This is a genomic window from Micrococcus sp. iso_239, from assembly GCF_056173395.1.
On sequence record NZ_CM149672.1, the window covers coordinates 448000 to 471417 of the forward strand.

Below are 23418 nucleotides of genomic sequence, written 5' to 3' on the forward strand. Positions count from 1 at the left end.
ACTTGTGAGACACGACACGCGGGCACGTCAACGGCGCCGGGCCACGCTGGCCGGCGCCGTCGCCGCGGGCGCGCTGATCCTGGCCGGGTGTGCCCCGGCCGAGCAGACGCCCACCCTGACCTGGTACACCAACCCCGACGACGGCGGGCAGGCGAAGATCGCCGCCCAGTGCACCGACGCCGCGAACGGCCGGTACAGAGTCGAGACGTCCATGCTTCCGACGGACGCCGCCTCCCAGCGCGAGCAGCTGACCCGCCGCCTCGCCGCGGGCGACACGTCGATGGACATCATGTCCCTCGACCCGCCGTTCGTCCCCGAGCTCGCCGAGCCCGGCTTCCTGGCCCCCGTGCCGGAGGAGATGCAGGCGTACGCGAAGGACAACGCCCTGGAGGGCGCGCTCGCGGCCGCCAGCTGGAAGGACGAGCTCGTCACGGTCCCGTTCTGGGCCAACACGCAGCTGCTCTGGTACCGCAAGTCGGTCGCCGAGGCCGCGGGGCTGGACATGTCCCAGCCCGTCACGTGGGACCAGCTGATCGAGGCCGCCCGCAGCCAGGACAAGGACCTGGCCGTCCAGGGCGCCCGTGCGGAGTCCATGACCGTGTGGCTCAACGCGCTCATCGAGGGCGGCGGGGAGCAGATCGTCCCCAACGCCGAGGCGCCCACGGACGAGGTCACCACGAACCTCGACTCCGAGGCCGGCCGCACGGCCGCCCGGATCATCTCCACGATCGGCAAGGAGGGTCTCGGCAGCGCCGGCCTGCCGACGCAGGACGAGAACGCCTCCATGCTGCTCTTCCAGGGCAAGAACGGCTCGTTCATGGTCAACTGGCCGTTCGTCTGGCCGGCCACCCTCGGCTCCGTGGAGGAGGGCTCGCTGCCGGAGGACCTGCCCGAGGACATCGGCTGGGCCGTCTACCCCCGCACCGTCGAGGGCAAGGACGCCGCGCCGCCCGTGGGCGGCATCAACCTGGGGGTGGGCGCGAAGTCCGAGCACCAGGACCTCGCCTGGGACGCGATCTCCTGCATCACCACCACCGAGCACCAGAGCCAGTACTTCGTCGAGAACGGCAACCCGCCCGCCGACCCGGCGGCCTACGACGCCCCCGAGGTCGCCGAGAAGTACCCCATGGCGGACACCATCCGGGAGTCCCTCGAACTCGGCGCCCCGCGGCCGCAGACCCCGTACTACAACGAGGTCTCCACCGCGATCCAGCAGCGCTACGCGCCGCCGTCGGGCGTCTCCGAGTCCACCCCGGCCGAGACCGACGACTTCATCCAGGAAGTCCTGAGAGGGGAGCGTCTGCTGTGAGCCACGTCGACACCGCACCCGCCGCATCCACCCCGCGCGCCGCCGAGGGTCGTCGCCCCCGCCGGGTGAAGTCCCAGCGCGCGAAGTCCGAGGCGCGTCTCGGCTGGCTCCTGGCCGGCCCCGCGTTCTTCGTGATGCTGTTCGTGGTCCTGTACCCGATCCTGCAGGCCCTCTACGACTCGCTGTTCAAGTACCGGCTCACCGCGCCGGGCGACCGCGAGTTCGTGGGCCTGGGCAACTACGGCGTGATCCTTACGGACCCCGTGTTCTGGAAGGGCCTCGGGGTGACCCTGCTGATCACCGTGGTGACCGTGGTGGTCGAGCTCATCCTCGGCTTCCTGCTGGCCCTGGCCATGCACCACGCCATCAAGCAGACCCGCGGCCTGATCCGCACGATCATCCTGGTGCCGTACGGCATCATCACCGTGGTCTCCGCGTTCGCGTGGTTCTACATGTTCTCGATCGACTCGGGCTACATCAACGCCTGGTTCGAGTGGCTGCCGGGCGTCGACGCGGACCTGAACTGGTTCGCGCAGGGCAGCACCGCGCTGTTCGTGATCATGCTCTCCGAGATCTGGAAGACCACCCCGTTCATCTCCCTGCTCCTGCTGGCCGGCCTGGCCCAGGTGCCGGGCGACCTCACCGAGGCCGCCTCCGTCGACGGCGCCTCGTGGTGGCAGCGGATGAAGCTGGTCATCCTGCCGAACATGAAGGCCTCGATCATGGTGGCCGTCCTGTTCCGCGCGATGGACGCGTTCCGCATCTTTGACTCCATCTACATCATGACCAACGGCGCCTACGGCACCGAGGTCCTCTCGCTGCTGGCCTACCGCACGTCCATCGGCCGGCTCGAGATCGGCATGGGTTCGGCGGTCTCCGTGATCCTGTTCCTGTGCGTGGCCCTCATGGCGGTCATCGCCGTCAAGGGCTTCAAGGTGGACCTGGCCGACCGAGGAGGTTCCAAGTGAGCACCGCCGCATCCGCTCCCGCCCCCGAGGGCCGCGCGCCTGAGGGCCGCGCGCCCCACCGTCGCGGCACCGGGAAGGCCACCGCACTGTGGTGGATCCTCACCGTCGTGATCGGCGTGTGGTGCCTCTTCCCGCTGTTCTCGATCTTCGCGACCAGCTTCAAGACGCCCGCCGACCTCGCCAACGGCAAGCTGCTGCCCACCCAGTGGTCCACGGTGAACTACGAGGAGATCTTCGTGGGCGGCTCGCGCGAGCTGTTCCTCACGGCGCTGCGCAACTCGATCGGCATCACCGTGATCGCCACGATCATCGCCGTCATCCTGGCCACGCTGTGCGCCTACGCGATCGCCCGCCTGGACTTCCCGGGCAAGCGGATCGTGCTCACGGTGTCCCTGATGGTCTCGATGTTCCCCGTCATCTCCCTGGTGACGCCGCTGTTCAACATGTGGCGCACCCTCGGGCTGTACGACACGTGGGTCGGCCTGATCATCCCCTACCTGTCCCTGACCCTGCCGATCTCCATCTGGACCCTGGCCGCGTTCTTCCGCCAGATCCCGTGGGAGCTCGACCAGGCCGCGCAGGTGGACGGCGCCACCCCGCTCGAGGCGTTCCGCAAGGTGATCGTCCCGCTGGCCGCCCCCGGCGTCTTCACGACGGCGATCATCGCCTTCTTCATCGCCTGGAACGACTTCGTGTTCGGCATCTCCCTGACCTCCACCGAGACCGCGCGCACCGTGCCCGCCGCCCTGGCCTTCTTCACCGGCGCCTCGCAGTTCGAGTCGCCGACCGGGGCCATCTCGGCGGCCGCGATCATCGTGACCATCCCGATCGTGATCCTGGTGCTGGCGTTCCAGCGTCAGATCGTGGCCGGCCTGACCAACGGCGCGGTGAAGGGCTGAGGCCCGCACACGAGACCTCCTGAAAGGACCCCCCGATGGCCTCCATCACCCTGAACCACATCGACAAGACCTACGACGACGGCTTCCACGCCATCAAGGACGTGAACCTGGAGATCGAGGACGGCGAGTTCGTCATCCTCGTGGGCCCCTCCGGCTCCGGCAAGTCCACGCTGCTGCGCATGATCGTGGGCCTCGAGGACATCACCGACGGCGAGATGCTGATCGACGGCCGCCGCGTGAACGAGGCGGCCCCCAAGGACCGCAACCTCGCGATGGTGTTCCAGAACTACGCGCTGTACCCGCACCTGACGGTGTACGAGAACATCGCCTTCCCGCTGCGGCTGATCAAGGACAACAAGCCCTCCGAGGAGGAGATCGACCGCAAGGTGCGCGACGCCGCCCGCGTGCTCGAGCTCGAGGACCACCTCGAGCGCAAGCCCGGCAACCTCTCCGGCGGCCAGCGTCAGCGTGTGGCCATGGGCCGGGCGATCGTGCGCGAGGCGGACGCGTTCCTCTTCGACGAGCCGCTGTCCAACCTGGACGCCAAGCTGCGCGGGCAGATGCGCGCGGAGATCTCGCAGCTGCAGCGCCGCCTGGCCACGACCTCCGTCTACGTGACGCACGACCAGACCGAGGCCATGACCCTGGGCGACCGGGTGGCCGTGCTCAAGAAGGGCGAGCTGCAGCAGGTGGCCAGCCCGCGCGAGCTCTACGAGCAGCCGCTCAACCTGTTCGTGGCCGGCTTCATCGGCTCGCCGTCGATGAACTTCCTGCCCGCCTCGCTGAAGCAGAAGGAGGGCGGCCACGTGCTGTCCTCGCCGATCGGTGACATCCCGGTGCCGCCCGAGAAGGCCCGCGCCGCCGAGGGGCGGGACATCGTGTTCCTCGGCCTGCGGCCGGAGTTCTTCGAGGACGCCGAGCTGGTGGAGGACAGCCGCCGCGACCGGGGCTCCACCTTCGACGCGACGCTCACGCACCTGGAGTGGCTGGGCCACGAGCAGTACGGCTACATCGAGTTCGAGCCGGACCCGGCCGTGGCCGAGATGCTCTCCGCGCTGGCCAAGGACCTGGATGCGGATGAGCTGCGCCCCGTCGTCGTGGCCACCCTCTCCGGCGAGTCCCGCGCCCGGCCGGGCACGCCGACCCGCCTGTGGGTGGACACCACGCGGGTGCACCTGTTCGACCCGACGACCGGTGAGAACCTCACCCGCGACCCGGAGGTCGGCGCCGAGCTGACCCGCCGGGCCGGCGAGGAGCGCCGCCGCCAGATCGAGATGGCGGCCGAGCGTGACGCCGCCGAGCACGAGGCGGACGCGCCGCGCCGCTGAGCCGGCGCCGCGGGACGCCGGGGGCGGGTCAGTATCCGCCCTCGGCGTCCACCAGGCCCTCCAGCTCCGTCCCGGCCGCGCGGGCCCGCAGGTTCCGCTCGACCCGCGCGTGGAGCAGCGGGACGCACATCTCCGGGGTGTCCGCCGTGTGCGGCGTGATGAGGGCGCGCTCCTCGGTCCAGAGCGGGTGGCCGTCCGGGAGGGGCTCGGGGTCGGTGACGTCCGTGCCGTAGCCGTGCAGCCGGCCCGCCGCGAGGGTCTGGACGACGGCGTCCGTGTCCACCAGCGCCCCGCGGGCGACGTTCACGAGCACGGCGTCCTCGTCCAGGAGGGCGAGGCGGTCGGCGTCGAACATGCCGCGGGTCTCCTCGGTGGCCGCCGCGGCGATCATCACGACCTGCGCGCCGGGCAGGACCTCGTCGAGGCGGTCGGTCGTGACGGTGCGGTCCGCGCCGGGCACGTCGCCCGCGCGTCGGCGGACCGCGGTGACGTGCACGTCCCAGGTCTTGAGCAGGCGGATGTACTCCTGTGCGATTCCGCCGCCGCCCACGACCACGGCATTCAGGCCGTTCAGGGTGCGCCCGGAGGAGGGACCCCATGTGGTGGCGCGGACGCGCGCGGGCAGGTCCCGCAGCAGGGCCAGGGTGAGCAGCAGCGCGTGTTCGGCCACCGGCGGCGCGTATGTGCCCTTGGCGGACGTCCACACGATGTCCGGGCGGCTGCGCACGAGGGGGACGAACGGCTCGATCCCGGCGAACGGGAGCTGCACCCAGCTCACGTGGGGGTGGGCGGTCAGGGCCGCGGCGAGCGCATCGACCGGGATCGGGCGGACCATCAGCAGGGCCGTGGCAGAGGTGTCGCCCTCGGCCACGGCGGCGCCGCCGACGTCGGCCACGGCCTGCTCGGCCAGCCGACGGGCGTGGGCGTAGGGGGTGCCGGCGACGTCCTGCGCCGCGGGGAGGACGAGCAGGCGCTCGGGGACGTCGTCGGGTCGGGTGCGGGGGAGAGCGGAAGAGGTGGGCATGGTGCCCACCGTCCCACATCCTCCGGGCCCGGTTCAGCCGGCGACGGCGTCCCGGTGCGCGGCGGACAGCCGCAGGTAGGTGGCCGCGTTCTTCTTGAGGCCCTCCCGCTCCTCGTCCGTGAGGGGGCGGCGGACCTTCGCGGGGACGCCCGCCACGAGAGAGCCGGCCGGGACCTGCGTCCCCTCGAGCACCAGGGCCCCGGCGGCCACGAGCGAACCGGCCCCGATCACCGCGCCGTTCATCACCGTGGCGGACATGCCGATCAGGCAGTCGTCCTCCACGGTGGCCCCGTGCACCACGGCGGAGTGGCCCACGGAGACACCGGCGCCCAGGGTGCACGGGAAGCCCTCGTCCGCGTGCAGCACCACGTTGTCCTGCAGGTTGGTGCCCGCCCCGACGCGGATGGGGGCGGAGTCACCGCGGGCGGAGACGCCGTAGAAGGCCGAGGAGCGCTCGGCCATCTCGACGTCGCCGGTGATCGCGGCGGTCGGGGCGAGGAAGACGGACTCGTGGATGCGCGGGGTGGCACCCGCGACGGTGATGATGTGGGCCATGCCACCAGCCTAGGTGTTGTGGGTCATGAGGTTCTTGACATCCGTACCGGGCTGAGATGAGACGAGTGGGCCTCTCCCGCAGGATGGAAGTTCCTCAACAACCCACCTGCCAGAAGAGACCCACTCATGACTCACGCTAACGCACCCCTGACTCCCACCGGCCGTCTCAGGATGGTCCACCGCCACCTGCACGACGGGATCCCGCAGGCACACGTGGCCGCCGAGTTCCGGGTGAGCCGGCCCACGGTGGCCACCTGGGTGGCCCGCTACCGCGCCGAGGGCGAGGCCGGGCTGCTCGACCGGCCCAGCCGTCCGCGCCGTTCACCTGCCCAGCTCGACCCCGAGGTGGTGGCCCAGATCCAGACCCTGCGTCGCAGGGAGAAGTGGTCAGCCCGCCGCATCCATCACCACCTCGTCTCTGAAGGCCACCAGCTGTGCCTGCGCACTGTGGGCAGGTGGCTGCACCGACTGGGCATCTCCCGGTTGCCAGACCTCGCGCCCACGGGTGAGGACCTGCGCCAACGACCCCAGAAGATCACCGCCCGCGGCCCGGGGCACATGGTGCACCTGGACGTGAAGAAGATCGGGAAGATCCCTGACGGGGGCGGCTGGCGTGCTCACGGACGTGAAAGTGAAGCAGGCCGTGCTTCCAAGCGTGGTGCCGGCCGGCGGGTCGGGTACACCTACCTGCACTCGGCGATCGACGGGTACACCCGCCTGGCGTACACCGAGGCGTTGGAGGATGAGAAGGCGGTGACCACGATCGGGTTCTTCTGCCGGGCCCGCGCGTTCTTCGCCGCCCACGGCATCACCGTGGACCGGGTGGTCACGGACAACGGGAACAACTACCGGGCCGTGGACTTCACCGCCAAGGTGGTCTCGCTCGGGGGCCGGCATCACCGGATCCGACCCTACACCCCGCGCCATAACGGGAAGGTCGAGCGGTACAACCGGCTGATGGTCGATGAGGTCCTCTACGCCCGCCCGTATACCTCAGAGCAAGCTCGGCGTGAGGCGCTGGCCGTGTGGGTGAACCACTACAACTACCATCGGCCTCATACCTCCTGCGGGGACGCCCCTCCGGCCTCGTTGGCACCGGCCCGAGTCAACAACGTCATGCCCTCCTACACCTAGGCGGGCAGGACGACGGCGCCGCGTGGCGCCGTCGTCCCGGGCTCAGCTGAAGACGACGGTCCGCCGGCCGTCCGCGAGGACGCGGTGCTGGGCGTGCCAGCGCACGGCCTGCGCGAGCGTGGAGCCCTCGACGTCGCGGCCGCGGGCCACGAAGTCGGCGGCGGTCTGGGCGTGGGTCACCGGCTGCACGGACTGCGCGATGATCGGGCCCTCGTCCAGGTCGGCGGTCACGTAGTGGGCGGTGGCGCCGATGAGCTTCACGCCGCGTTCGTGCGCCTGGTGGTAGGGGCGGGCGCCCTTGAAGGAGGGCAGGAACGAGTGGTGGATGTTGATGGCCATCCCGGCCAGGTCCCGGCACAGCTCGTCCGAGAGGATCTGCATGTAGCGGGCCAGGACCACCAGCTCGATGTCGAACTGGGCGATCAGGTCGCGCAGCCGGTCCTCCGCGGCCTCCTTGGAGTCCCGGCTCGAGGGGTCCTTCGAGACGGGCACGTGGATGAAGGGCACGCCGTAGAAGGAGGCGAGCGGCTGCAGGTCCAGGTGGTTCGAGACCACCACGGGGATCTCGATGGGCAGGGTGCCGGCGCGCTGCTGGAAGAGCAGGTCGTTGAGGGTGTGCCCGTCCTTGGAGCACATCACGAGGGTGCGCATGCGCTGCGCCGCGTCCCACAGGCCCATGCGCATGCCGAACTCCTCGCGCACCGGCGCGAGCGCCTGCTCGATGTCCTCCCGCGTGGCCGGGGTCACGAACTCCACGCGCATGAAGAAGTCGCCGGTGTCCGGGGAGTCGTACTGCTGCGACTCGGTGATGTCCGCCTCCACGCCCAGCAGGGCGCCCGTCACGGCGTGCACGATGCCCTTGCGGTTCGTGCAGGCCAGCGTGAGCACGCGGGCGTGCTCCGCGCCGGAGGCGGGGGAGGGGCTGGGGGAGAGGGCTGCCGTGTCCATGGCGTCGATGGTAGGCGGTGCCGGCCGCGCGGAACCGCGGGATGACGGGGCTGATCCCTGGTCGGGGAGCCGGGCCCCGTGTCATCCTCAAGACCAGGTTCCCCGCCGCGCGGCGGCGGGGGAGGCACGACGCGGCGCCCGGCCCGGCCGGTCGCCCCAGACGACCGAGGAGCACCCCCATGCCACAGTCCACCCTCTACTGGATCATCGCGGCGATCATCGTCGTGCTGCTGATCCTGATCATCGTCTCGGTGATCGCCTCCCGCCGTCGTCGTGAGGCCGAGGCCGAGGCCGCCGAGACCCGGCTCGAGCGCCGGGGCGTCAGCGCGGACACCGCGGGTGAGCAGGCGGCCGCCCCCGCGGCCCCGACCCGCCTCTCCCGCCTGGACGAGGTGGCGGCCGAGAAGGACGCGCGCCCGGCGCCGGCCGTGAGGCCCGCCGGGGGTCTGGCTGCGTTCGACACCGCCGCGGCGGACCGCGAGACCGACGAGTCCGGCGCCGGCGTGGCCGGCGGTGCCGGGGTGACCGTGGACCAGCAGGACGCCCCGAGCACCGAGGCCACCGCTCAGACCCACCGCCGCGACGCCGCGGCTCCGGCCACCCGGGGCACTCTGCGCCCCGCTCCGGCGGTGCCGAGCACGGTGCGCGAGGCGGACACCGTGGGCCTGGGCGCGGCCGGTGTGGCCGGCGGCTCCGGCGTCACCCTGGACGAGCAGACGCCCGCGGCGGACGTCCCGGCGACCCCGGCCTCCCCGTCCCCGGTGACCGAGACCCCCGCCCCGGCGGCACCGGTGGCCGAGGCTCCGCAGCAGAGGAGCCACCTCACCCCGGCCCCCGAGCACGTGCACGGGACCGTCCCCGCCGACGAGGTCGCCGCCGAGCACACCCCCACCAAGGAGTTCGCCACGGACGGGATCCCCGTCCCGCAGGGCGAGCACCTCGAGACGCACACGGTCGCCACCACCGCGCACGGCTCGGTCACCGTCGTGGCCACCGAGTCGGACCAGGCCCAGCAGACCGGCGTCGACGGGACGGAGCGCTCGGCCGCCGGGTCCCTGCGCATCGACGGCACGCCCGGGGTGCCCGGTCGCGTGGCGGAGGCGGACCGCGAGCCGGCGCGCACCGATGACCACGGCGCGGACGTCGCGCAGCCGGCGGCGGTCGAGCCCGCGGCTGAGCGCCCGCCGCTCGAGGCCGCCCCGGCCACCCGCCGGGCCGAGGCCCCGGAGACCCACGCCGGCACCACGCCGGCCACGCCCCTGGGCGGCGCCCCGGAGCTGGATCCGACCGCGGCCTCGTCCGGCCGTGCGGAGGACGCCACTCCGGCGACCCGCCGCGAGGCCCGCGCCGCCCAGTCGGCGGCAGCCGCCGGGACTGCCGGGACCGCCGCGCCGACGTCGTCGACGCCCACGACCGTGGCCCCAGACACCTCCACCTCCTCCGCCCCCACGGATGAGGAGCCCGCCGAGGACGACACCGAGGGCGCCGCCCTCCCGGACCTGCGGGCGGACCGCGACGAGACCCGAGCCTCGGACGCCGAGGGTGAGTCGAAGCTGGCCCAGGCCGGCGCCGTGGCGGCCTCCGCGTTCGAGACCGTGCGTGACAAGGTCGCCGTCCCGCTGCGGGACAACGTGGCCGTGCCCGCCAAGGACAAGGTCGTGAAGGTGGTCAAGGACAAGCTGTCCCAGGCGCAGGAGCGCCGCTGGGGCAAGCGCTGACCAAGGCATTCGCCCCACGACGACGGCGGCCGCCCCCTCGTGTGAGGGAGCGGCCGCCGTGCGTTCAGCGGAGGGCGCGCGGGCGCCCGCCGGGGGAGGGGGCCGTCAGATGCGGGCCTCGCCGCCGGCCTCGACGCCGGGGATGCCGTCGCCCTCGTGGCGCTTGACCTCGTCCTCGATGCGCTGGCCGATCGTGGCGTCCACGTTCTTCCAGTACTCGAAGGCGCGGGCCTGGACGTCCTGGCGGACACCCTTCAGCGCGCCGGACACGGTCTCCACGAAGTCGTCACGCTCCTGGTCCGAGAAGACCTCGCGGACGAGGGTGCCGGCCTGGCCGAAGTCGTCGTCGTCCGCGCGCAGCGCCTGGGCCTCACGGGTCAGGGTGCCGTCGGCCTCCCAGCCGTCGTCCACCGGGCCGGTCTCGTCCGACCAGGAGTCGCCGTTGGAGTTCGGCACGTAGGTGGAGCGGTCGCCGGTGTGGTCGTACCACATCTGGCCCTCGAAGGCGTAGTTGTGCACCGCGTTCTTGGGACGGTTCACCGGCAGCTGGTTCACGTGGGCGCCCACGCGGTACAGCTGCGCGTCGTGGTACGCGAAGGCGCGGCCCAGGAGCATGCGGTCCGGGGAGAGGCCGATGCCCGGCACGGTGTTGCTCGGGCTGAACGCGGCGGACTCGATCTGCGCGAAGTGGTTCTCCGGGTTGCGGTTCAGGGTCAGCGTGCCGACCTTGATGCGCGGGTAGTCCTTCTTGGAGATCGTCTTCGTCAGGTCGAAGGGGTTGAACCGGTAGGTCTTGCCCTCCTCGTAGGGGATCGCCTGGATGTAGAGGTCCCACTTGGGGTGGTCGCCCTTGGCGATGGACTCGAACAGGTCCTGGCGGTGGAAGTCGGCGTTCTCGCCGGCGATCTTGGTGGCCTCGTCGTTCGAGAGGTTGTGCACGCCCTGCTGGGAGATGAAGTGGTACTTCACCCAGTGCTTCTCGCCCTGGGCGTTGACCCACAGGTAGGTGTGGGAGCCGTAGCCGTTCATCTCACGCCAGGTGCGGGGCAGGCCGCGCGGGCCCATCAGGTAGGTCACCTGGTGCGCCGACTCGGGGTTGTTGGTCCAGAAGTCCCACTGCATGGTGGCATCGCGCAGGCCGGAGTCCGGCAGGCGCTTCTGCGAGCGGATGAAGTGGGTGAACTTCATCGGGTCGCGCAGGAAGAAGATCGGGGTGTTGTTGCCGACGATGTCGTAGTTGCCCTCCTCGGTGTAGAAGCGCAGTGCGAAGCCGCGCACGTCGCGCCAGGTGTCCGGGGAGCCGAGCTCGCCGGCCACGGTGGAGAAGCGCAGGAGGGTCTCGGTCTTCGTGCCCGGCTGGAACACGAGGGCCTTGGTGTACTTCGACACGTCCTCGGTCACCTCGAACTCGCCGAAGGCGCCGGAGCCCTTGGCGTGCGGGCGGCGCTCCGGGATGTTCATGCGGTTGAAGTGCTGGTGGGTCTCCAGCAGGTGGGTGTCGTGCAGGACGATGGGCCCCTCGCTGCCCACGGTCAGGGACTGGCGGTCGCTGATGGCCGGGGCGCCGTTCTGGCGGGTGGAACCGGTCGCGTGCGGGGTCTTCTTCTGGTACTCCGTCATGGAACTCTCCTTCGTCGATCGACGTCGGCCGCGCACCGATCGGCGCGGTGGGCGGCGTCATCCCCGATCTTGGCATATTTCTGAATCAGTCAAAAGAACCGGGTGCCGGGGTCGGTCGCCGGGGCCGCGGGCCGCCGTCGCGCAGGACCGACGACGGCGCCCAGTCACTAGGATGGAGGGCACCGGAGCCTTCCGGCCGCACAGACCCCCGTTCGAAGGGAACCCCCGTGACGCAGACGCCCGACATCAACACCCAGCCCCTCGCCGAGGTGGACCCGGAGATCGCCGCGGCGCTCGCGGACGAGCTCGGCCGCCAGCGGGGCACGCTCGAGATGATCGCCTCGGAGAACTTCGTGCCGCGCGCCATCCTCGAGACGCAGGGCTCGGTGCTGACCAACAAGTACGCGGAGGGCTACCCGGGCCGCCGCTACTACGGCGGCTGCGAATTCGTGGACGTGGCCGAGAACCTGGCCATCCAGCGCGCCAAGGACCTGTTCGGCGCCGAGCACGCCAACGTCCAGCCGCACGCCGGCGCTCAGGCCAACGTGGCCGTGATGACCTCGCTGCTGGACCACGGGGACACGATGATGGGCCTGTCCCTGGCGCACGGCGGCCACCTGACGCACGGCATGAAGCTGAACTTCTCCGGCAAGAACTACAGCATCGCCGCGTACGAGGTGGAGCCGGACACCCACCGCATCGACATGGACAAGGTGCGCGAGAAGGCCCTCGAGGCCCGGCCGAAGGTGATCGTGGCCGGCTGGTCCGCCTACCCCCGTCAGCTCGACTTCGCCGCCTTCCGCTCGATCGCGGACGAGGTCGGCGCCCGGCTCTGGGTGGACATGGCCCACTTCGCCGGCCTCGTGGCCGCCGGCCTGCACCCGAACCCGGTGCCGCACGCCGACGTCGTCTCCTCCACCGTGCACAAGACCCTCGCCGGCCCCCGTTCGGGCTTCATCCTCTCCACCGAGGAGCTGAAGAAGAAGATCGACTCCGCCGTGTTCCCGGGCCAGCAGGGCGGCCCGCTGATGCACGCGATCGCGGGCAAGGCCGTGGCCTTCAAGATCGCCGGCTCCGCGGACTTCAAGGAGAAGCAGGAGCGCACCCTGGCCGGCGCGCAGATCCTGGCCGAGCGCCTGACCGCCCCGGACATGGCCGAGCACGGCATCTCGGTGCTCACCGGCGGCACGGACGTGCACCTGGTCCTGGTGGACCTGCGCGAGTCTCAGCTGGACGGCAGGCAGGGCGAGGACATCCTGCACGAGGTCGGCATCACCGTGAACCGCAACTCGGTGCCGTGGGACCCGCGTCCGCCGATGACCACCTCCGGCCTGCGCATCGGCACCCCCGCGCTGGCCTCCCGCGGCTTCGGCGAGGCCGAGTTCCGCGAGGTGTCCGACGTCATCGCCGAGGCGCTGAAGCCGAGCCCGGACGTGGAGGCGCTGCGCGCCCGCGTCGTGAAGCTCACCGAGGACTTCCCGCTGTACGACGGCCTCGAGGGCTGGTGAGCCGCCGATGACCGCGAAGGTCCTGGACGGCAAGGCCACCGCCGCCGCGATCAAGGAGGAGCTGCGCGGCCGCGTGGCCGCCCTCGCCGAGCGCGGGCACACCCCCGGCCTCGGCACCCTGCTCGTGGGTGAGGACGCCGGCTCGCAGAAGTATGTGGCGGGCAAGCACCGCGACTGCGCCGAGGTGGGCATCGAGTCCATCCAGCGTGAGCTGCCCGCGGACGCGACGGAGGAGCAGATCCTCGACGTCGTGCGCGAGCTGAACGAGGACCCGGCCTGCACGGGCTACATCGTCCAGCTGCCGCTGCCGAAGCACGTGGACACCCAGAAGGTGCTCGAGGCCATCGACCCGGACAAGGACGCGGACGGCCTGCACCCCATGAACCTGGGGCGGCTCGTGGCCTCGGTCGGCGGCGAGCTGGACTCGCCGCTGCCGTGCACCCCGGCCGGCTGCGTCGAGCTGCTGCGCCACCACGGTGTGGGGCTGGCCGGCAAGCACGTGCTCGTGATCGGCCGCGGCGTGACCATCGGCCGGCCCGCCGGCCTCGTGTTCACCCGCCGCGAGGTCAACGCCACCGTGACCCTGGCCCACACCGGCACCACGAACCTCGACGAGCTGCTGGCGAGCGCCGACGTCGTGATCGCCGCCGCCGGCTCCGCCCACATGGTGAAGCCGGAGCAGGTCAAGGAGGGCGTGATCGTCCTGGACGTGGGCGTCTCCCGCGTGACCGGGGAGGACGGGACGTCGCGCGTCCTGGGCGACGTGGACCCGGCCGTGAAGGAGAAGGCGGCCTGGATGGCGCCGAACCCGGGCGGCGTCGGGCCGATGACCCGCGTCATGCTGCTGGCGAACGTCGTCGAGGCCGCCGAGCGTGCCGCCGACGGCGAGGACTGGGCCGGGGAGCGGGCCGGAGCCTGACCTCTCCCACTCCCGCGACCAACCCTGCGATATGGCCCCCATCCACCCCGGATGGGGGCCATATCGCAGGGTTCGTCGCCGAGGGGGCGGCGCGCGTCCGGGCGGGTGGTGCGCCTATGCTGTCGCCTTGTGAGTCACACCACTCTGCACGCGGCCCCCGCCTCCGTCATCCGTGCCCGTGGGCTGCGCAAGCAGTACGGCGAGTTCCACGCCGTGAAGGGCATCGACCTGGACGTGCGTCCCGGCGAGTGCTTCGGCCTGCTCGGCCCCAACGGCGCGGGCAAGTCCACCACCATGCGCATGCTCGCGGGCACCTCGCAGCGCACCGCGGGCGAGCTGACCATCCTGGGCATCGACCCGGAGGAGGACGGGCCGGCCGTCCGTGCGCGCCTGGGCGTGGTGCCGCAGCAGGACAACCTGGACGAGGAGCTCACCGCCCGGGAGAACATCCTGATCTACGGCCGCTACTTCGGCCTGCCCTACTCGTACCTGCGGCCCAAGGCCGAGGAGCTGCTGGCCTTCGCCCAGCTCACCGAGAAGGCGGACGCCAAGGTCACCGACCTCTCCGGCGGCATGAAGCGCCGGCTCGTGATCGCCCGCGCCCTGGTCAACGAGCCGGCCCTCTTCCTCCTCGACGAGCCCACCACGGGCCTGGACCCGCAGGCCCGCCACATCCTGTGGGACCGCCTCTACCGGCTCAAGGAACGCGGCACCACGCTGCTGCTGACCACGCATCACATGGACGAGGCGGAGCAGCTGTGCGACCGGCTCGTCGTGGTCGACGGCGGCGAGATCATGGCCGCCGGCACCCCCGCCGAGCTCATCCGCGAGCACGCCTCCCGCGAGGTCCTCGAGGCGCGCTTCGGCGCGGACCGCAACGAGGCCGCGGCCCGCACCGTCCAGGCCCACGCGGGTGACGGCGTCGTGCACCGCGTCGAGGTCCTCCCGGACCGCGTCCTCGTCTACGCCCGACGCGCGGACGACCTGCACGACGTCGTGCAGCGCCTCGTCGACGAGGGCGCCCTGCCCGCCCCCGCCACCACGCTGACCCGCCGCGCGAGCCTCGAGGACGTGTTCCTCATCCTCACCGGCCGCACCCTGGTGGACTGACCCGTGCCGTCCCCCACCACGACGACGACCCCCGGCCCCGCCTCGCCCGCCGAGCCGCTGCGCCCGCCGGTCACCGCGGCGGCGTCCGTGGAGCGTGTGAGGCGCCGCGGCGTCCTGCTCTACGCCGAGCACCAGCTGCGGAACATGCGTCGCTACGGCGCGGTGCTGCTCGTCGGGGCGCTCGGCGAGCCCGTGCTCTACCTGCTGGCCATGGGCCTGGGCCTGGCCCAGCTCATGGGCGGGGGGATGCCGCAGGACGCCCTGGGCGGGGTCTCCTACGTCGCGTTCATCGCCCCGGCGCTGCTGGCCTCGGGCGCGCTGATGACCGCGTCCGTCGAGTTCTCCTACCCGGTGATGGGCGGGTTCCAGTGGCAGCGCACGTACTACGCGGCGCAGGCCACTCCGCTGTCTCCGGCGCAGATCGCCCTGGGCCACCTCGCGGCCGTGAGCCTGCGGTTCGTGTTCCAGGCTGCCGTGTTCCTGCTGGTGATGCTGGCGTTCGGCGTGGTCTCCAGCCCGTGGGCGTGGGTGCAGGTCCTCACCGCCACGCTCGGCGGACTCGCCGTCGGCGCGCCGATCATGGCGTTCGCGGCCTCCCTGAAGGAGGACAAGGGCCAGTTCGCCACCCTGCAGCGGCTCGTGGTCATGCCCCTGTTCCTGTTCTCCGCCACCTTCTACCCGCTCGAGGCGCTGCCGGTGTGGCTGCGCTGGATCGGCTGGCTCTCCCCGCAGTGGCACGCCGCCCAGCTCGGCCGCGTGCTCTCCTACCGGATGGTCGAGCCGGCCTGGCTCACCGTGGTGCACGTGGCGTTCCTGCTGGCTCTCGCGCTCGGCGGGGCCTGGCTCGCGGTGCGGATCTACACGCGCCGCCTCGGCTGGGTCCGAGGCACCCCGGACCGCGGCGCCGTCACGGCCGCCCGTCGGGACCGTGCCCCGCGCCTGGGCCGCCGTGCCCCGCGCCTGGGCAGCCGTGCCGCGCGCACCGGGGCCGCCCGCGCCGACGTCGCACCCGCCGCCGCGCAGGCGGACCCGGCCGCGCCGTCGTCGTCGGTGGTGCGGGAACACGCCGTCGCCGTGCCGCCCATGCCCGAGATCCCCGTGCGCCGCGGGCCGCTGGCCGGCGCGTACTCGGGCAACGTGCGCGCGGTGATGGAGCGGGCGTTCCTCTCCCTGAAGTCCAACAACTGGGTGGTGTTCTTCTCCGGGTTCTTCGAGCCCGTGCTCTACCTGGCCTCCCTGGGACTGGGTCTCGGTGCGCTGGTCGGCGACGTGGCCGGCCCGGACGGCACCCCCGTCCCGTACGGCATGTACCTCGCCCCCGCACTGCTGGCGGTCTCGGCGATGAACGGCGCCATCTACGACTCCACGTGGAACGTGTTCTTCAAGCTGCGCTACGCGAAGACGTACCAGACCATGCTCTCCACGCGGCTGGGCCCGCTGGACGTGGCGCTCGGGGAGATCGCGATGGCGCTGCTGCGCGGGCTGATCTACGCGGTCGGCTTCCTGATCGTCATGACCGTGGCCGGGCTCGTCACCTCGTGGACGGCGCTGCTCATGATCCCCGGCGCCCTGCTCGTGGCGCTGGGCTTCGCCTCCCTCGGCATGGCGGTGACGAGCTGGATGAAGACGTTCCAGCACATGGACTGGGTCCAGATCGTGCTGATGCCCATGTTCCTGTTCTCGGCCACGTTCTTCCCGCTCGCGGTCTACCCGGAGCCGATCCAGTGGGTGATCCGCGTGTTCCCGCTGTGGCACGCCGTGGAGATGATGCGCGCCCTCGCGGTGGGCGTGCTGAGCTGGGCGACCGCCGGCCACGTCCTCTACTTCGTGGTGATGGCCGGCGTCGGGGTGTGGCTCGCCGCCCGCCGGCTCGGCGCGCTGTTCCTGCGCTGAGGCCCCCGCGGGCCGGTCAGGCCGCGCGCGCGGCGCGGCGCCGCCGGACCACGTCCAGGGCCGCGACCGCGGCGGTGAGCGCCCAGCACACGGCCACCATGCCCATGGCGGTCGAGGCCGCGTGCGCGTACGCCGCGGCCGACGGCGGACCGGCGCTCTCGGCTGCGGCGCCGGCCAGGGCCGCGAAGAACGCGCCCGTCACCACGGACAGGCCCAGGGCGGTGCCGAGACGCTGCGCCGTCTGGGCGACGCCGCCGGCCGCCCCCGCCTCGTGGCCGGCGACGTCGTCCATCATCAGCACCTGCGTGCTGGTGAGCAGCAGGGCCTGCGAGGCCGACTGCACGATCAGCCCCACCCCCACGATCCACGGCGACCACGCGCCGGCCGCGCTGCGCTCGAACGCGAGCGCGAGCACCCCCAGCGACACGAGGCCCACGAGGGCGCCGAGCAGCACGAGCACGGGCCCGCGCCGCTGCACCATCGAGCCCACCCACGGGGACAGGGAGGCCACGACGACGGCGCCGGGCAGGCCCACGAGGCCGGCCTCGAGCGGCGTGAACCCCATGCCGCGCTGCAGGAAGATCGCCACGATCGCGAACACCGCCGGCATGGTGGCCAGGTAGATGGTGGACTCGAGCGCGCCGATCGTGAAGGACGGCCGCCGGAACAGGGCCGGGTCCACCATGGGCTGCACGCCGGTGGCCGACGCCCGGGCCTTCACGCGCTTCTCCCACAGCCACCACGCCGTCACGAGCGCGGCGGCGAGCACCAGCAGCCAGGCGCTGCCCGGGACGATGAACGGCACCATGAGGCTCACCCCGCCGGCGCCGAGCAGCAGGGCGCCCACCGGGTCCAGTGCGGCGATCCCGCGCGGGCCGGGGGCGGCGGGCAGGCCGTGCACGCGGGTGGGCGGCGGCAGCCAGAGGGCACCCATCGCGACGGCGGCCAGGCCCACGGGTACGTTCATGAGGAACGTGGAGCGCCAGCCCCACTCGGGGCCGAACGCGCCGAGGAACAGCCCGCCGAGCAGGGGCCCCACGGCCACGCCGAGGCCCACCACGGTGCCGAAGAGCCCGTAGGCCCGCCCGCGGGCGCGGCCGTGGAAGTTCGACTGGATGAACCCGATGACCTGGGGGTTGAACACGCCCGCGCCCAGGCCCGTGAGCAGGCGTCCCGCGTTGAGCAGCAGGGTGTCCCCGGCCAGGCCGGAGAGCAGGGAGCCGAGCATGTACAGCGTGATGCCCGCCAGGAACAGGTTCTTGCGCCCCCACAGGTCGCCGGCGCGGCCCGCGGCCACGAGCACGGTGCCGAACGTCAGCGTGTACCCCGCCAGCACCCACTGCAGATCCGCGCTCGTGGCGTCCAGGCCCGACTCGATGGCCGGCAGCGCCACGTTCACCACGGACACGCTCATCAGCGCGAGGAAGAGCGGCATGAGCAGTGCGATGAGGATGCGGTGCTGGTCAGGGGTGAAGGCCCCGGACACGGGGTCGGCGGGGTGTGGGGGCCGGGGGGTCATCGCCTCAGGATAGGCGCCGATGCGGGCCGCCCGATTCGGAGCGCACCCCACGATGCGGGATGATGGAGGGCAGACCCCACGAGCCCCTCCGGAGGAGCACCCATGTCCCAGTCCCTGACCCCCGGTCCCGACGGCGCGCGCCGCGGCCCCCGCGCCGGCCTGCGCGTGGGATCGCTCGGCTTCGTTGCGATGATCGTCATCCTGATCGTGGCGATCATCTTCGCCGCGAACCAGAACGACGTGATCGGGTGGCTCGTGGTCGCCGTCGCCGCCGGCTGGCTCGTGTTCGCGGTGGTCGTGTACCTGCAGATGCGCCGCGGCGTCCAGGCCGCGGGCCGCAAGGTGGACACCGCCATGCAGAACGCCCGCGCCGACGTCGCCGCCCTGCGCGGCCGGGACACCGACGCCGCCGCCCCCGCGGTGGCCCCGCCGGCACCGGCCGCGGACCCCCTGCGGGACACCAAGCTGGACCACTCGTTCAAGATCGCCCAGGTGCAGGTGCGCGTGGTGCGCGAGCAGCTCGCCGCAGGCGAGGGCATGGACCGCGAGATGGTGGACCGCGCCCTGGAGACCATCGACATCACGGCCTCCAACGCCCGCGACATGATCAAGGAGTCCCGGACCGGCGGCGCCGAGGGCCCGGTGAGCGGGACGGTGATCGGCTGATGACGGCGCTGCCCGAGAAGGACCCCGTCACCGGGAAGTACCCCGAGCCCGCCGAGGGCGAGCCCGTGGTGCACGCCCACGCCGGGGCGCCCAAGGCCGACGGCGCCGTGCGCGTGGCCACCGTGAACGTCAACGGCATCCGCGCCTCGCACCGCAAGGGCATGCGGGAGTGGTTCGCCGGCCGCGGCGTGGACGTGCTCACCCTCCAGGAGGTGCGCGCCCCCGCGGACGTCACGGCGCAGCTGGTCCGCGAGATCGTGGGCGAGGACTGGGACGAGGTGCACCTGGCGGACGCCGTGGCCGCCGCCAAGGGGCGGGCCGGCGTCGCGATCGCCTCGCGGTTCCCGCTCGGCGAGGTCCGCACGGGCATCGCCGACGCCGACGGGTACTTCGACGACGCCGGCCGCTGGATCGAGGCCGACCTGCGCCTGCCGGACGGCTCGCCGCTGACCGTGGTCTCCGCGTACGTGCACTCGGGCGAGGTCGACACCCCGAAGCAGGAGGACAAGTACCGGTTCCTCGACGAGATGGTCCGCCGCCTCTCCGAGCTGGCCGCGGGGGAGGGGCACGCCCTCGTCACGGGCGACCTCAACGTGGGCCACACCGAGCTGGACATCAAGAACTGGAAGGGCAACGTGAAGAAGGCCGGCTTCCTGCCCGAGGAGCGCGCCTACTTCGACCGGTTCTTCGGCGAGCTCGGCTTCACGGACGTGCACCGCGCCCTCGCCGGGCCGGTGCCGGGCCCGTACACGTGGTGGTCCATGCGCGGCAAGGCCTTCGACAACGACGCCGGGTGGCGCATCGACTACCACATGGCGACCGCGGGCCTGGCCGAGCGGGCGACGGCCGCCGTCGTGGACCGCGCCCCGAGCTGGGGCACCCGCTTCTCCGACCACGCCCCCCTCGTGGTCGACTACCAGTTCTGACCGTGCAGGAGAGACCCGAGGCTGAGATGACCATGAAGAAGAACTCCGTCCAGGACGTCCTGGCCCAGGACGCCGCCGCCACCGCCCACCTGCCCGGCGCGTCCGCCCGGCATCGCGTGCTCTCCGGCATGCAGCCATCGGCGGACTCCCTCCACCTGGGCAACTACCTCGGCGCCCTCGTGAACTGGGAGCGCACCCAGGCCGACTTCGAGGCGTTCTTCTTCATCCCCGACCTGCACGCCATCACCGTGCCGCAGGACCCGGCCGCGCTCGCGGAGCGCACGCGGGTGGCCGCCGCGCAGTTCATCGCCGGCGGCATCGACCCCGAGCGCTCCACGCTGTTCGTCCAGTCCCAGGTCCCCGAGCACGCGCAGCTGGCGTGGGTGCTGACCTGCATGACCGGCATGGGCGAGGCCATGCGCATGACCCAGTTCAAGGACAAGTCCGCCAAGCAGGGCGCGGACGCGGCCGGCGTCGGCCTGCTCGCGTACCCCATGCTCATGGCCGCGGACATCCTGCTCTACCAGCCGCACGGCGTGCCCGTGGGCGACGACCAGCGCCAGCACGTGGAGCTCACCCGCGACCTCGCCCAGCGCTTCAACCACCGCTACGGCGAGACGTTCGTGGTGCCCACCGGCTTCTACCCGGAGACCGGCGCGCGCATCTACGACCTGCAGGACCCCACGTCGAAGATGTCCAAGTCCGCGGCGTCCCCGAACGGGCTCATCAACATCCTCGAGGAGCCGAAGAAGACCGCCAAGAAGATCAAGTCCGCGGTCACCGACGACGGCACCGAGGTGCGCTTCGACCGCGAGGCCAAGCCCGGCGTCTCCAACCTGCTGACCATCCTCGCCGCGGTGTCCGGCACGCCGATCCCGCAGCTCGAGGAGGAGTTCGTCGGCAAGATGTACGGGCACCTCAAGGTCGCGGTGGCGGACGCTGTCGTCGAGCGCCTGGCCCCCGTGCGCGAGCGCGCCCTCGAGCTGCTCGCCGACCCCGCTGAGCTGGACCGCATCCTCGCCTCCGGAGCCGAGAAGGCCCGCGCCGTGGCCACGCCCGTGCTCGAGGACGTCTACGCCAAGGTCGGCTTCCTGCCGCCGCTGCGCTGAGCCGGGCCGCACCGGCCCCGCGGCCTCCCGACGATGGCCCGCGCCCCCGACCTGCGGGGGACGCGGGCCGTCGTGTTCTCCGACTCGAGGTGGAGGCGGCGGCGCGTGCGCGGCTGTCAGGATGGAGGCACTGCCTCCGCTCCTGCCGCAGCGGGGGCGAGCCCCACCGACAGAGGAGTGCCGGAGCCATGTCCACCGCTGTCCCCATCCCCGCCGTCGCCGAGGTCCCGCCCGGCGCCGAACCCGTCCTGGAGACGGAGAACCTCGTCAAGGTCTACGGTCGCGGGGCGTCCCGCTTCGACGCGCTGAAGGGCATCACCCTGCAGATCCAGCGCGGCGAGTCCCTGGCCGTCGTCGGCAAGTCCGGCTCCGGCAAGTCCACCCTGATGCACCTGCTGGCGCTGCTGGACCAGCCCTCCGCCGGCGTCGTCGCGATGGACGGCCGTCCCGTCTCCCAGCTCAAGGCCGCGGAGATCTCCCAGCTGCGCAACGAGCGGTTCGGCTTCGTGTTCCAGCAGTTCTTCCTGAACCCGAACCAGACGGTCCTGGAGAACACCGTGCTGCCGCTGAAGATCGCCGGCGTGGGCCGGGCCCAGCGCACCCGCCGCGGCATGGCGGTGCTCGAGCGGCTCGAGCTCGCGGACAAGGCGAAGAACAAGGCCACGGACCTCTCCGGCGGCCAGAAGCAGCGCGTGTGCATCGCCCGTGCGCTCGTGAACAACCCGACGGTGCTGTTCGCGGACGAGCCCACGGGCAACCTGGACTCCGCCACCTCGGCGGCCGTGGAGGACATCCTCTTCGGCCTGCACCGCGACGAGGGCATCACCCTCGTGGTGGTCACGCACGACGACGACCTGGCCGCGAAGTGTGACCGTCGCGTCGAGCTGCAGGACGGCGTGGTCATCGCCGACGAGCGCGTCGGCACCGAGCGGGACGGAGCGCGGGCATGAAGGCCACCGACGTCGCGGGCACGGCGCTCGCCAACACGATGCGCTCCAAGCTGCGCACCTTCCTCACCGTCGTCGCGATCGTGATCGGCGCATTCACGCTGACCCTCACCACGGGGCTCGGCGCGGGCATCAACAAGTACGTGGACAACGTGGTCGAGGGCTTCGGCAAGCCCGGCGAGCTGACCGTGATGAAGCAGCAGGACATGTCCTCGGCCGGTGCGGCGAGCGGTTCGCCCCAGGAGTACACGGAGCAGGACGCCGCCGGCGGCGAGATGTTCGGCATGCCGCTGCTCACGCAGGAGGACCTCGCCGCGATCGAGGACACCGAGCACGTCACCGAGGTGAAGACCTATCGGGTGGCCGAGCCGGAGTACATCCAGGGCCCGGACGACCGCAAGTGGCAGACCGGCTTCATGGGCAGCTCCGGCGAGATCGACATGCTCACCTTCTCGGCCGGCCGTGCCCCCGAGGCCGGCGCCGCGGAGATCGTCATGCCCGAGTCGTGGGTGGAGGACCTGGGCGCCGGCGACGCCGAGGACCTGGTCGGCACGGAGCTGACCGTCGTGGCGGCGACCCCGCTGCAGGAGCACAAGTCCGTGACGGCCACCGTGGTCGGTGTGACGAAGGCGGCCGCGTCCGGTGCGGGCACCGCCCCGACGCCGTCGGAGTCGCTCGAGCAGGAGATCTACGACATCACGACGGAGGGCCTGCCGGAGTCGCAGCGGAACACCTACTTCCAGGCCACGGCGATCGTGGAGGACCCGGAGGCGAACGAGGACGCCGTGAAGCAGGCGCTGGCCGACCAGGGCCTGCTGGCGCAGACCCTCGAGGAGCAGCTCGGCGTGATCCGCGGCATCATCGACGCCGTCACGTGGGTGCTCACCGGCTTCGCGCTCATCGCGCTGCTCGCCGCCAGCTTCGGCATCATCAACACCCTGCTCATGGCGGTGCAGGAGCGCACCCGGGAGATCGGCCTCATGAAGGCCCTCGGCATGACCGGCGGGAAGATCTTCGGCCTGTTCACCATGGAGGCCGTCGTGATCGGCCTGCTCGGCTCGCTGATCGGCATCGGCCTGGGCGTCGCCGTCGGACTCATCGCGAACCAGGTGCTGACCACCGGCCCCCTCAGCGGCGTCACCGGCCTGGTCCTGTTCGCGGTCAACCCCCTCGCCCTGCTGCTGATCCTGCTGCTGATCGTGGCCATCGCGTTCATCGCCGGCACCTTGCCCGCCCTGCGTGCGGCCCGGAAGGATCCCATCGAGGCACTGCGACACGAGTGATCCTGCCGCCGCGCCCGTCATCACCATCACCGTCA

At 72.0% G+C, this 23418-nt stretch carries 20 protein-coding genes; 15 read left to right on the top strand and 5 right to left on the bottom strand.

Features of this window, described 5'->3' with window-relative positions; translation table 11 throughout:
- Positions 1-4: 4 nt before the first annotated feature.
- Genes AC0VX2_RS02030 through AC0VX2_RS02045 form a run of 4 tightly spaced genes read left to right on the top strand, consistent with a single transcriptional unit; the run spans position 5 to position 4504 of the window.
- A complete protein-coding gene (locus tag AC0VX2_RS02030) occupies positions 5-1309 on the top strand; it encodes an extracellular solute-binding protein (RefSeq protein ID WP_060974376.1) in 1305 nt (434 codons plus the stop codon).
- Positions 1306-2277, top strand: coding sequence for a carbohydrate ABC transporter permease (locus AC0VX2_RS02035; RefSeq protein ID WP_041102962.1), 972 nt, complete (start codon positions 1306-1308; stop codon positions 2275-2277). Before AC0VX2_RS02030 ends, AC0VX2_RS02035 begins: the two co-directional genes overlap by 4 nt.
- Positions 2274-3176, top strand: coding sequence for a carbohydrate ABC transporter permease (locus AC0VX2_RS02040; RefSeq protein ID WP_080695955.1), 903 nt, complete (start codon positions 2274-2276; stop codon positions 3174-3176). The genes AC0VX2_RS02035 and AC0VX2_RS02040 overlap by 4 nt, the downstream gene beginning before the upstream one ends.
- A 35-nt stretch (positions 3177-3211) precedes the next feature.
- Positions 3212-4504: an ABC transporter ATP-binding protein gene (locus AC0VX2_RS02045; protein ID WP_041102958.1), complete on the top strand. Its 1293-nt coding sequence runs from the start codon at positions 3212-3214 to the stop codon at positions 4502-4504.
- Positions 4505-4532: 28 nt separating this feature from the next.
- Here AC0VX2_RS02045 and AC0VX2_RS02050 read toward each other — a convergent pair whose 3' ends face one another.
- Entirely contained in the window at positions 4533-5528 is a 996-nt protein-coding gene (locus AC0VX2_RS02050) for a D-isomer specific 2-hydroxyacid dehydrogenase family protein (RefSeq protein ID WP_223247506.1), read from the bottom strand.
- A gap of 33 nt (positions 5529-5561) precedes the next feature.
- Positions 5562-6083, bottom strand: a complete 522-nt coding sequence (locus AC0VX2_RS02055; RefSeq protein ID WP_036314590.1) for a gamma carbonic anhydrase family protein — start codon at positions 6081-6083, stop codon at positions 5562-5564.
- Between the two features lie 126 nt (positions 6084-6209).
- Between AC0VX2_RS02055 and AC0VX2_RS02060 the strand changes: the two genes are divergently transcribed.
- The gene (locus AC0VX2_RS02060; RefSeq protein ID WP_036314588.1) at positions 6210-7217 is read left to right on the top strand and encodes an IS481 family transposase; all 1008 of its coding nucleotides are present in this window, start codon (positions 6210-6212) and stop codon (positions 7215-7217) included.
- Between the two features lie 42 nt (positions 7218-7259).
- Here the strand turns inward: AC0VX2_RS02060 and purU are convergent, their stop codons facing one another.
- A complete protein-coding gene (purU, locus tag AC0VX2_RS02065; RefSeq protein ID WP_036314586.1) occupies positions 7260-8165 on the bottom strand; it encodes a formyltetrahydrofolate deformylase in 906 nt (301 codons plus the stop codon).
- 179 nt (positions 8166-8344) lie between these two features.
- Here purU and AC0VX2_RS02070 point away from each other — a divergent pair, with 179 nt between their 5' ends.
- The gene (locus AC0VX2_RS02070) at positions 8345-9883 is read left to right on the top strand and encodes a hypothetical protein (RefSeq protein ID WP_101965723.1); all 1539 of its coding nucleotides are present in this window, start codon (positions 8345-8347) and stop codon (positions 9881-9883) included.
- 105 nt (positions 9884-9988) lie between these two features.
- Here AC0VX2_RS02070 and AC0VX2_RS02075 read toward each other — a convergent pair whose 3' ends face one another.
- A complete protein-coding gene (locus AC0VX2_RS02075) occupies positions 9989-11503 on the bottom strand; it encodes a catalase (RefSeq protein WP_036314582.1) in 1515 nt (504 codons plus the stop codon).
- A gap of 227 nt (positions 11504-11730) precedes the next feature.
- Between AC0VX2_RS02075 and glyA the strand changes: the two genes are divergently transcribed.
- The 4 genes from glyA to AC0VX2_RS02095 all read left to right on the top strand — a co-directional run bounded on the left by glyA (position 11731) and on the right by AC0VX2_RS02095 (position 16933).
- Positions 11731-13011 carry a serine hydroxymethyltransferase gene (gene glyA, locus AC0VX2_RS02080; protein WP_010079361.1) on the top strand — a complete coding sequence of 427 codons (1281 nt, stop codon included), beginning with the start codon at positions 11731-11733 and terminating at the stop codon, positions 13009-13011.
- 7 nt (positions 13012-13018) lie between these two features.
- Positions 13019-13930, top strand: a complete 912-nt coding sequence (locus AC0VX2_RS02085) for a bifunctional methylenetetrahydrofolate dehydrogenase/methenyltetrahydrofolate cyclohydrolase (protein WP_036338210.1) — start codon at positions 13019-13021, stop codon at positions 13928-13930.
- Positions 13931-14059: 129 nt separating this feature from the next.
- Positions 14060-15040, top strand: a complete 981-nt coding sequence (locus tag AC0VX2_RS02090; RefSeq protein ID WP_070709516.1) for an ABC transporter ATP-binding protein — start codon at positions 14060-14062, stop codon at positions 15038-15040.
- A gap of 3 nt (positions 15041-15043) precedes the next feature.
- Positions 15044-16933 (top strand): ABC transporter permease, encoded by a 1890-nt coding sequence (locus tag AC0VX2_RS02095; RefSeq protein ID WP_102708605.1) that lies wholly within the window; start codon positions 15044-15046, stop codon positions 16931-16933.
- Between the two features lie 16 nt (positions 16934-16949).
- Here the strand turns inward: AC0VX2_RS02095 and AC0VX2_RS02100 are convergent, their stop codons facing one another.
- Positions 16950-18452 (bottom strand): MFS transporter, encoded by a 1503-nt coding sequence (locus AC0VX2_RS02100; RefSeq protein WP_251393445.1) that lies wholly within the window; start codon positions 18450-18452, stop codon positions 16950-16952.
- Between the two features lie 102 nt (positions 18453-18554).
- On the opposite strand from AC0VX2_RS02100, the gene AC0VX2_RS02105 reads away from it, so the two are divergent.
- From AC0VX2_RS02105 to AC0VX2_RS02125, 5 genes are all read left to right on the top strand, one after another.
- Entirely contained in the window at positions 18555-19118 is a 564-nt protein-coding gene (locus tag AC0VX2_RS02105) for a hypothetical protein (RefSeq protein WP_020624732.1), read from the top strand.
- A complete protein-coding gene (locus AC0VX2_RS02110) occupies positions 19118-20044 on the top strand; it encodes an exodeoxyribonuclease III (RefSeq protein ID WP_020624731.1) in 927 nt (308 codons plus the stop codon). Before AC0VX2_RS02105 ends, AC0VX2_RS02110 begins: the two co-directional genes overlap by 1 nt.
- Before the next feature lie 26 nt (positions 20045-20070).
- Positions 20071-21153: a tryptophan--tRNA ligase gene (gene trpS / locus AC0VX2_RS02115; protein ID WP_049145560.1), complete on the top strand. Its 1083-nt coding sequence runs from the start codon at positions 20071-20073 to the stop codon at positions 21151-21153.
- A 188-nt stretch (positions 21154-21341) separates the two neighbouring features.
- The gene (locus AC0VX2_RS02120) at positions 21342-22103 is read left to right on the top strand and encodes an ABC transporter ATP-binding protein (protein ID WP_049145557.1); all 762 of its coding nucleotides are present in this window, start codon (positions 21342-21344) and stop codon (positions 22101-22103) included.
- Positions 22100-23383 carry an ABC transporter permease gene (locus AC0VX2_RS02125; RefSeq protein WP_044659648.1) on the top strand — a complete coding sequence of 428 codons (1284 nt, stop codon included), beginning with the start codon at positions 22100-22102 and terminating at the stop codon, positions 23381-23383. The genes AC0VX2_RS02120 and AC0VX2_RS02125 overlap by 4 nt, the downstream gene beginning before the upstream one ends.
- The last annotated feature ends 35 nt before the right edge of the window (positions 23384-23418 follow it).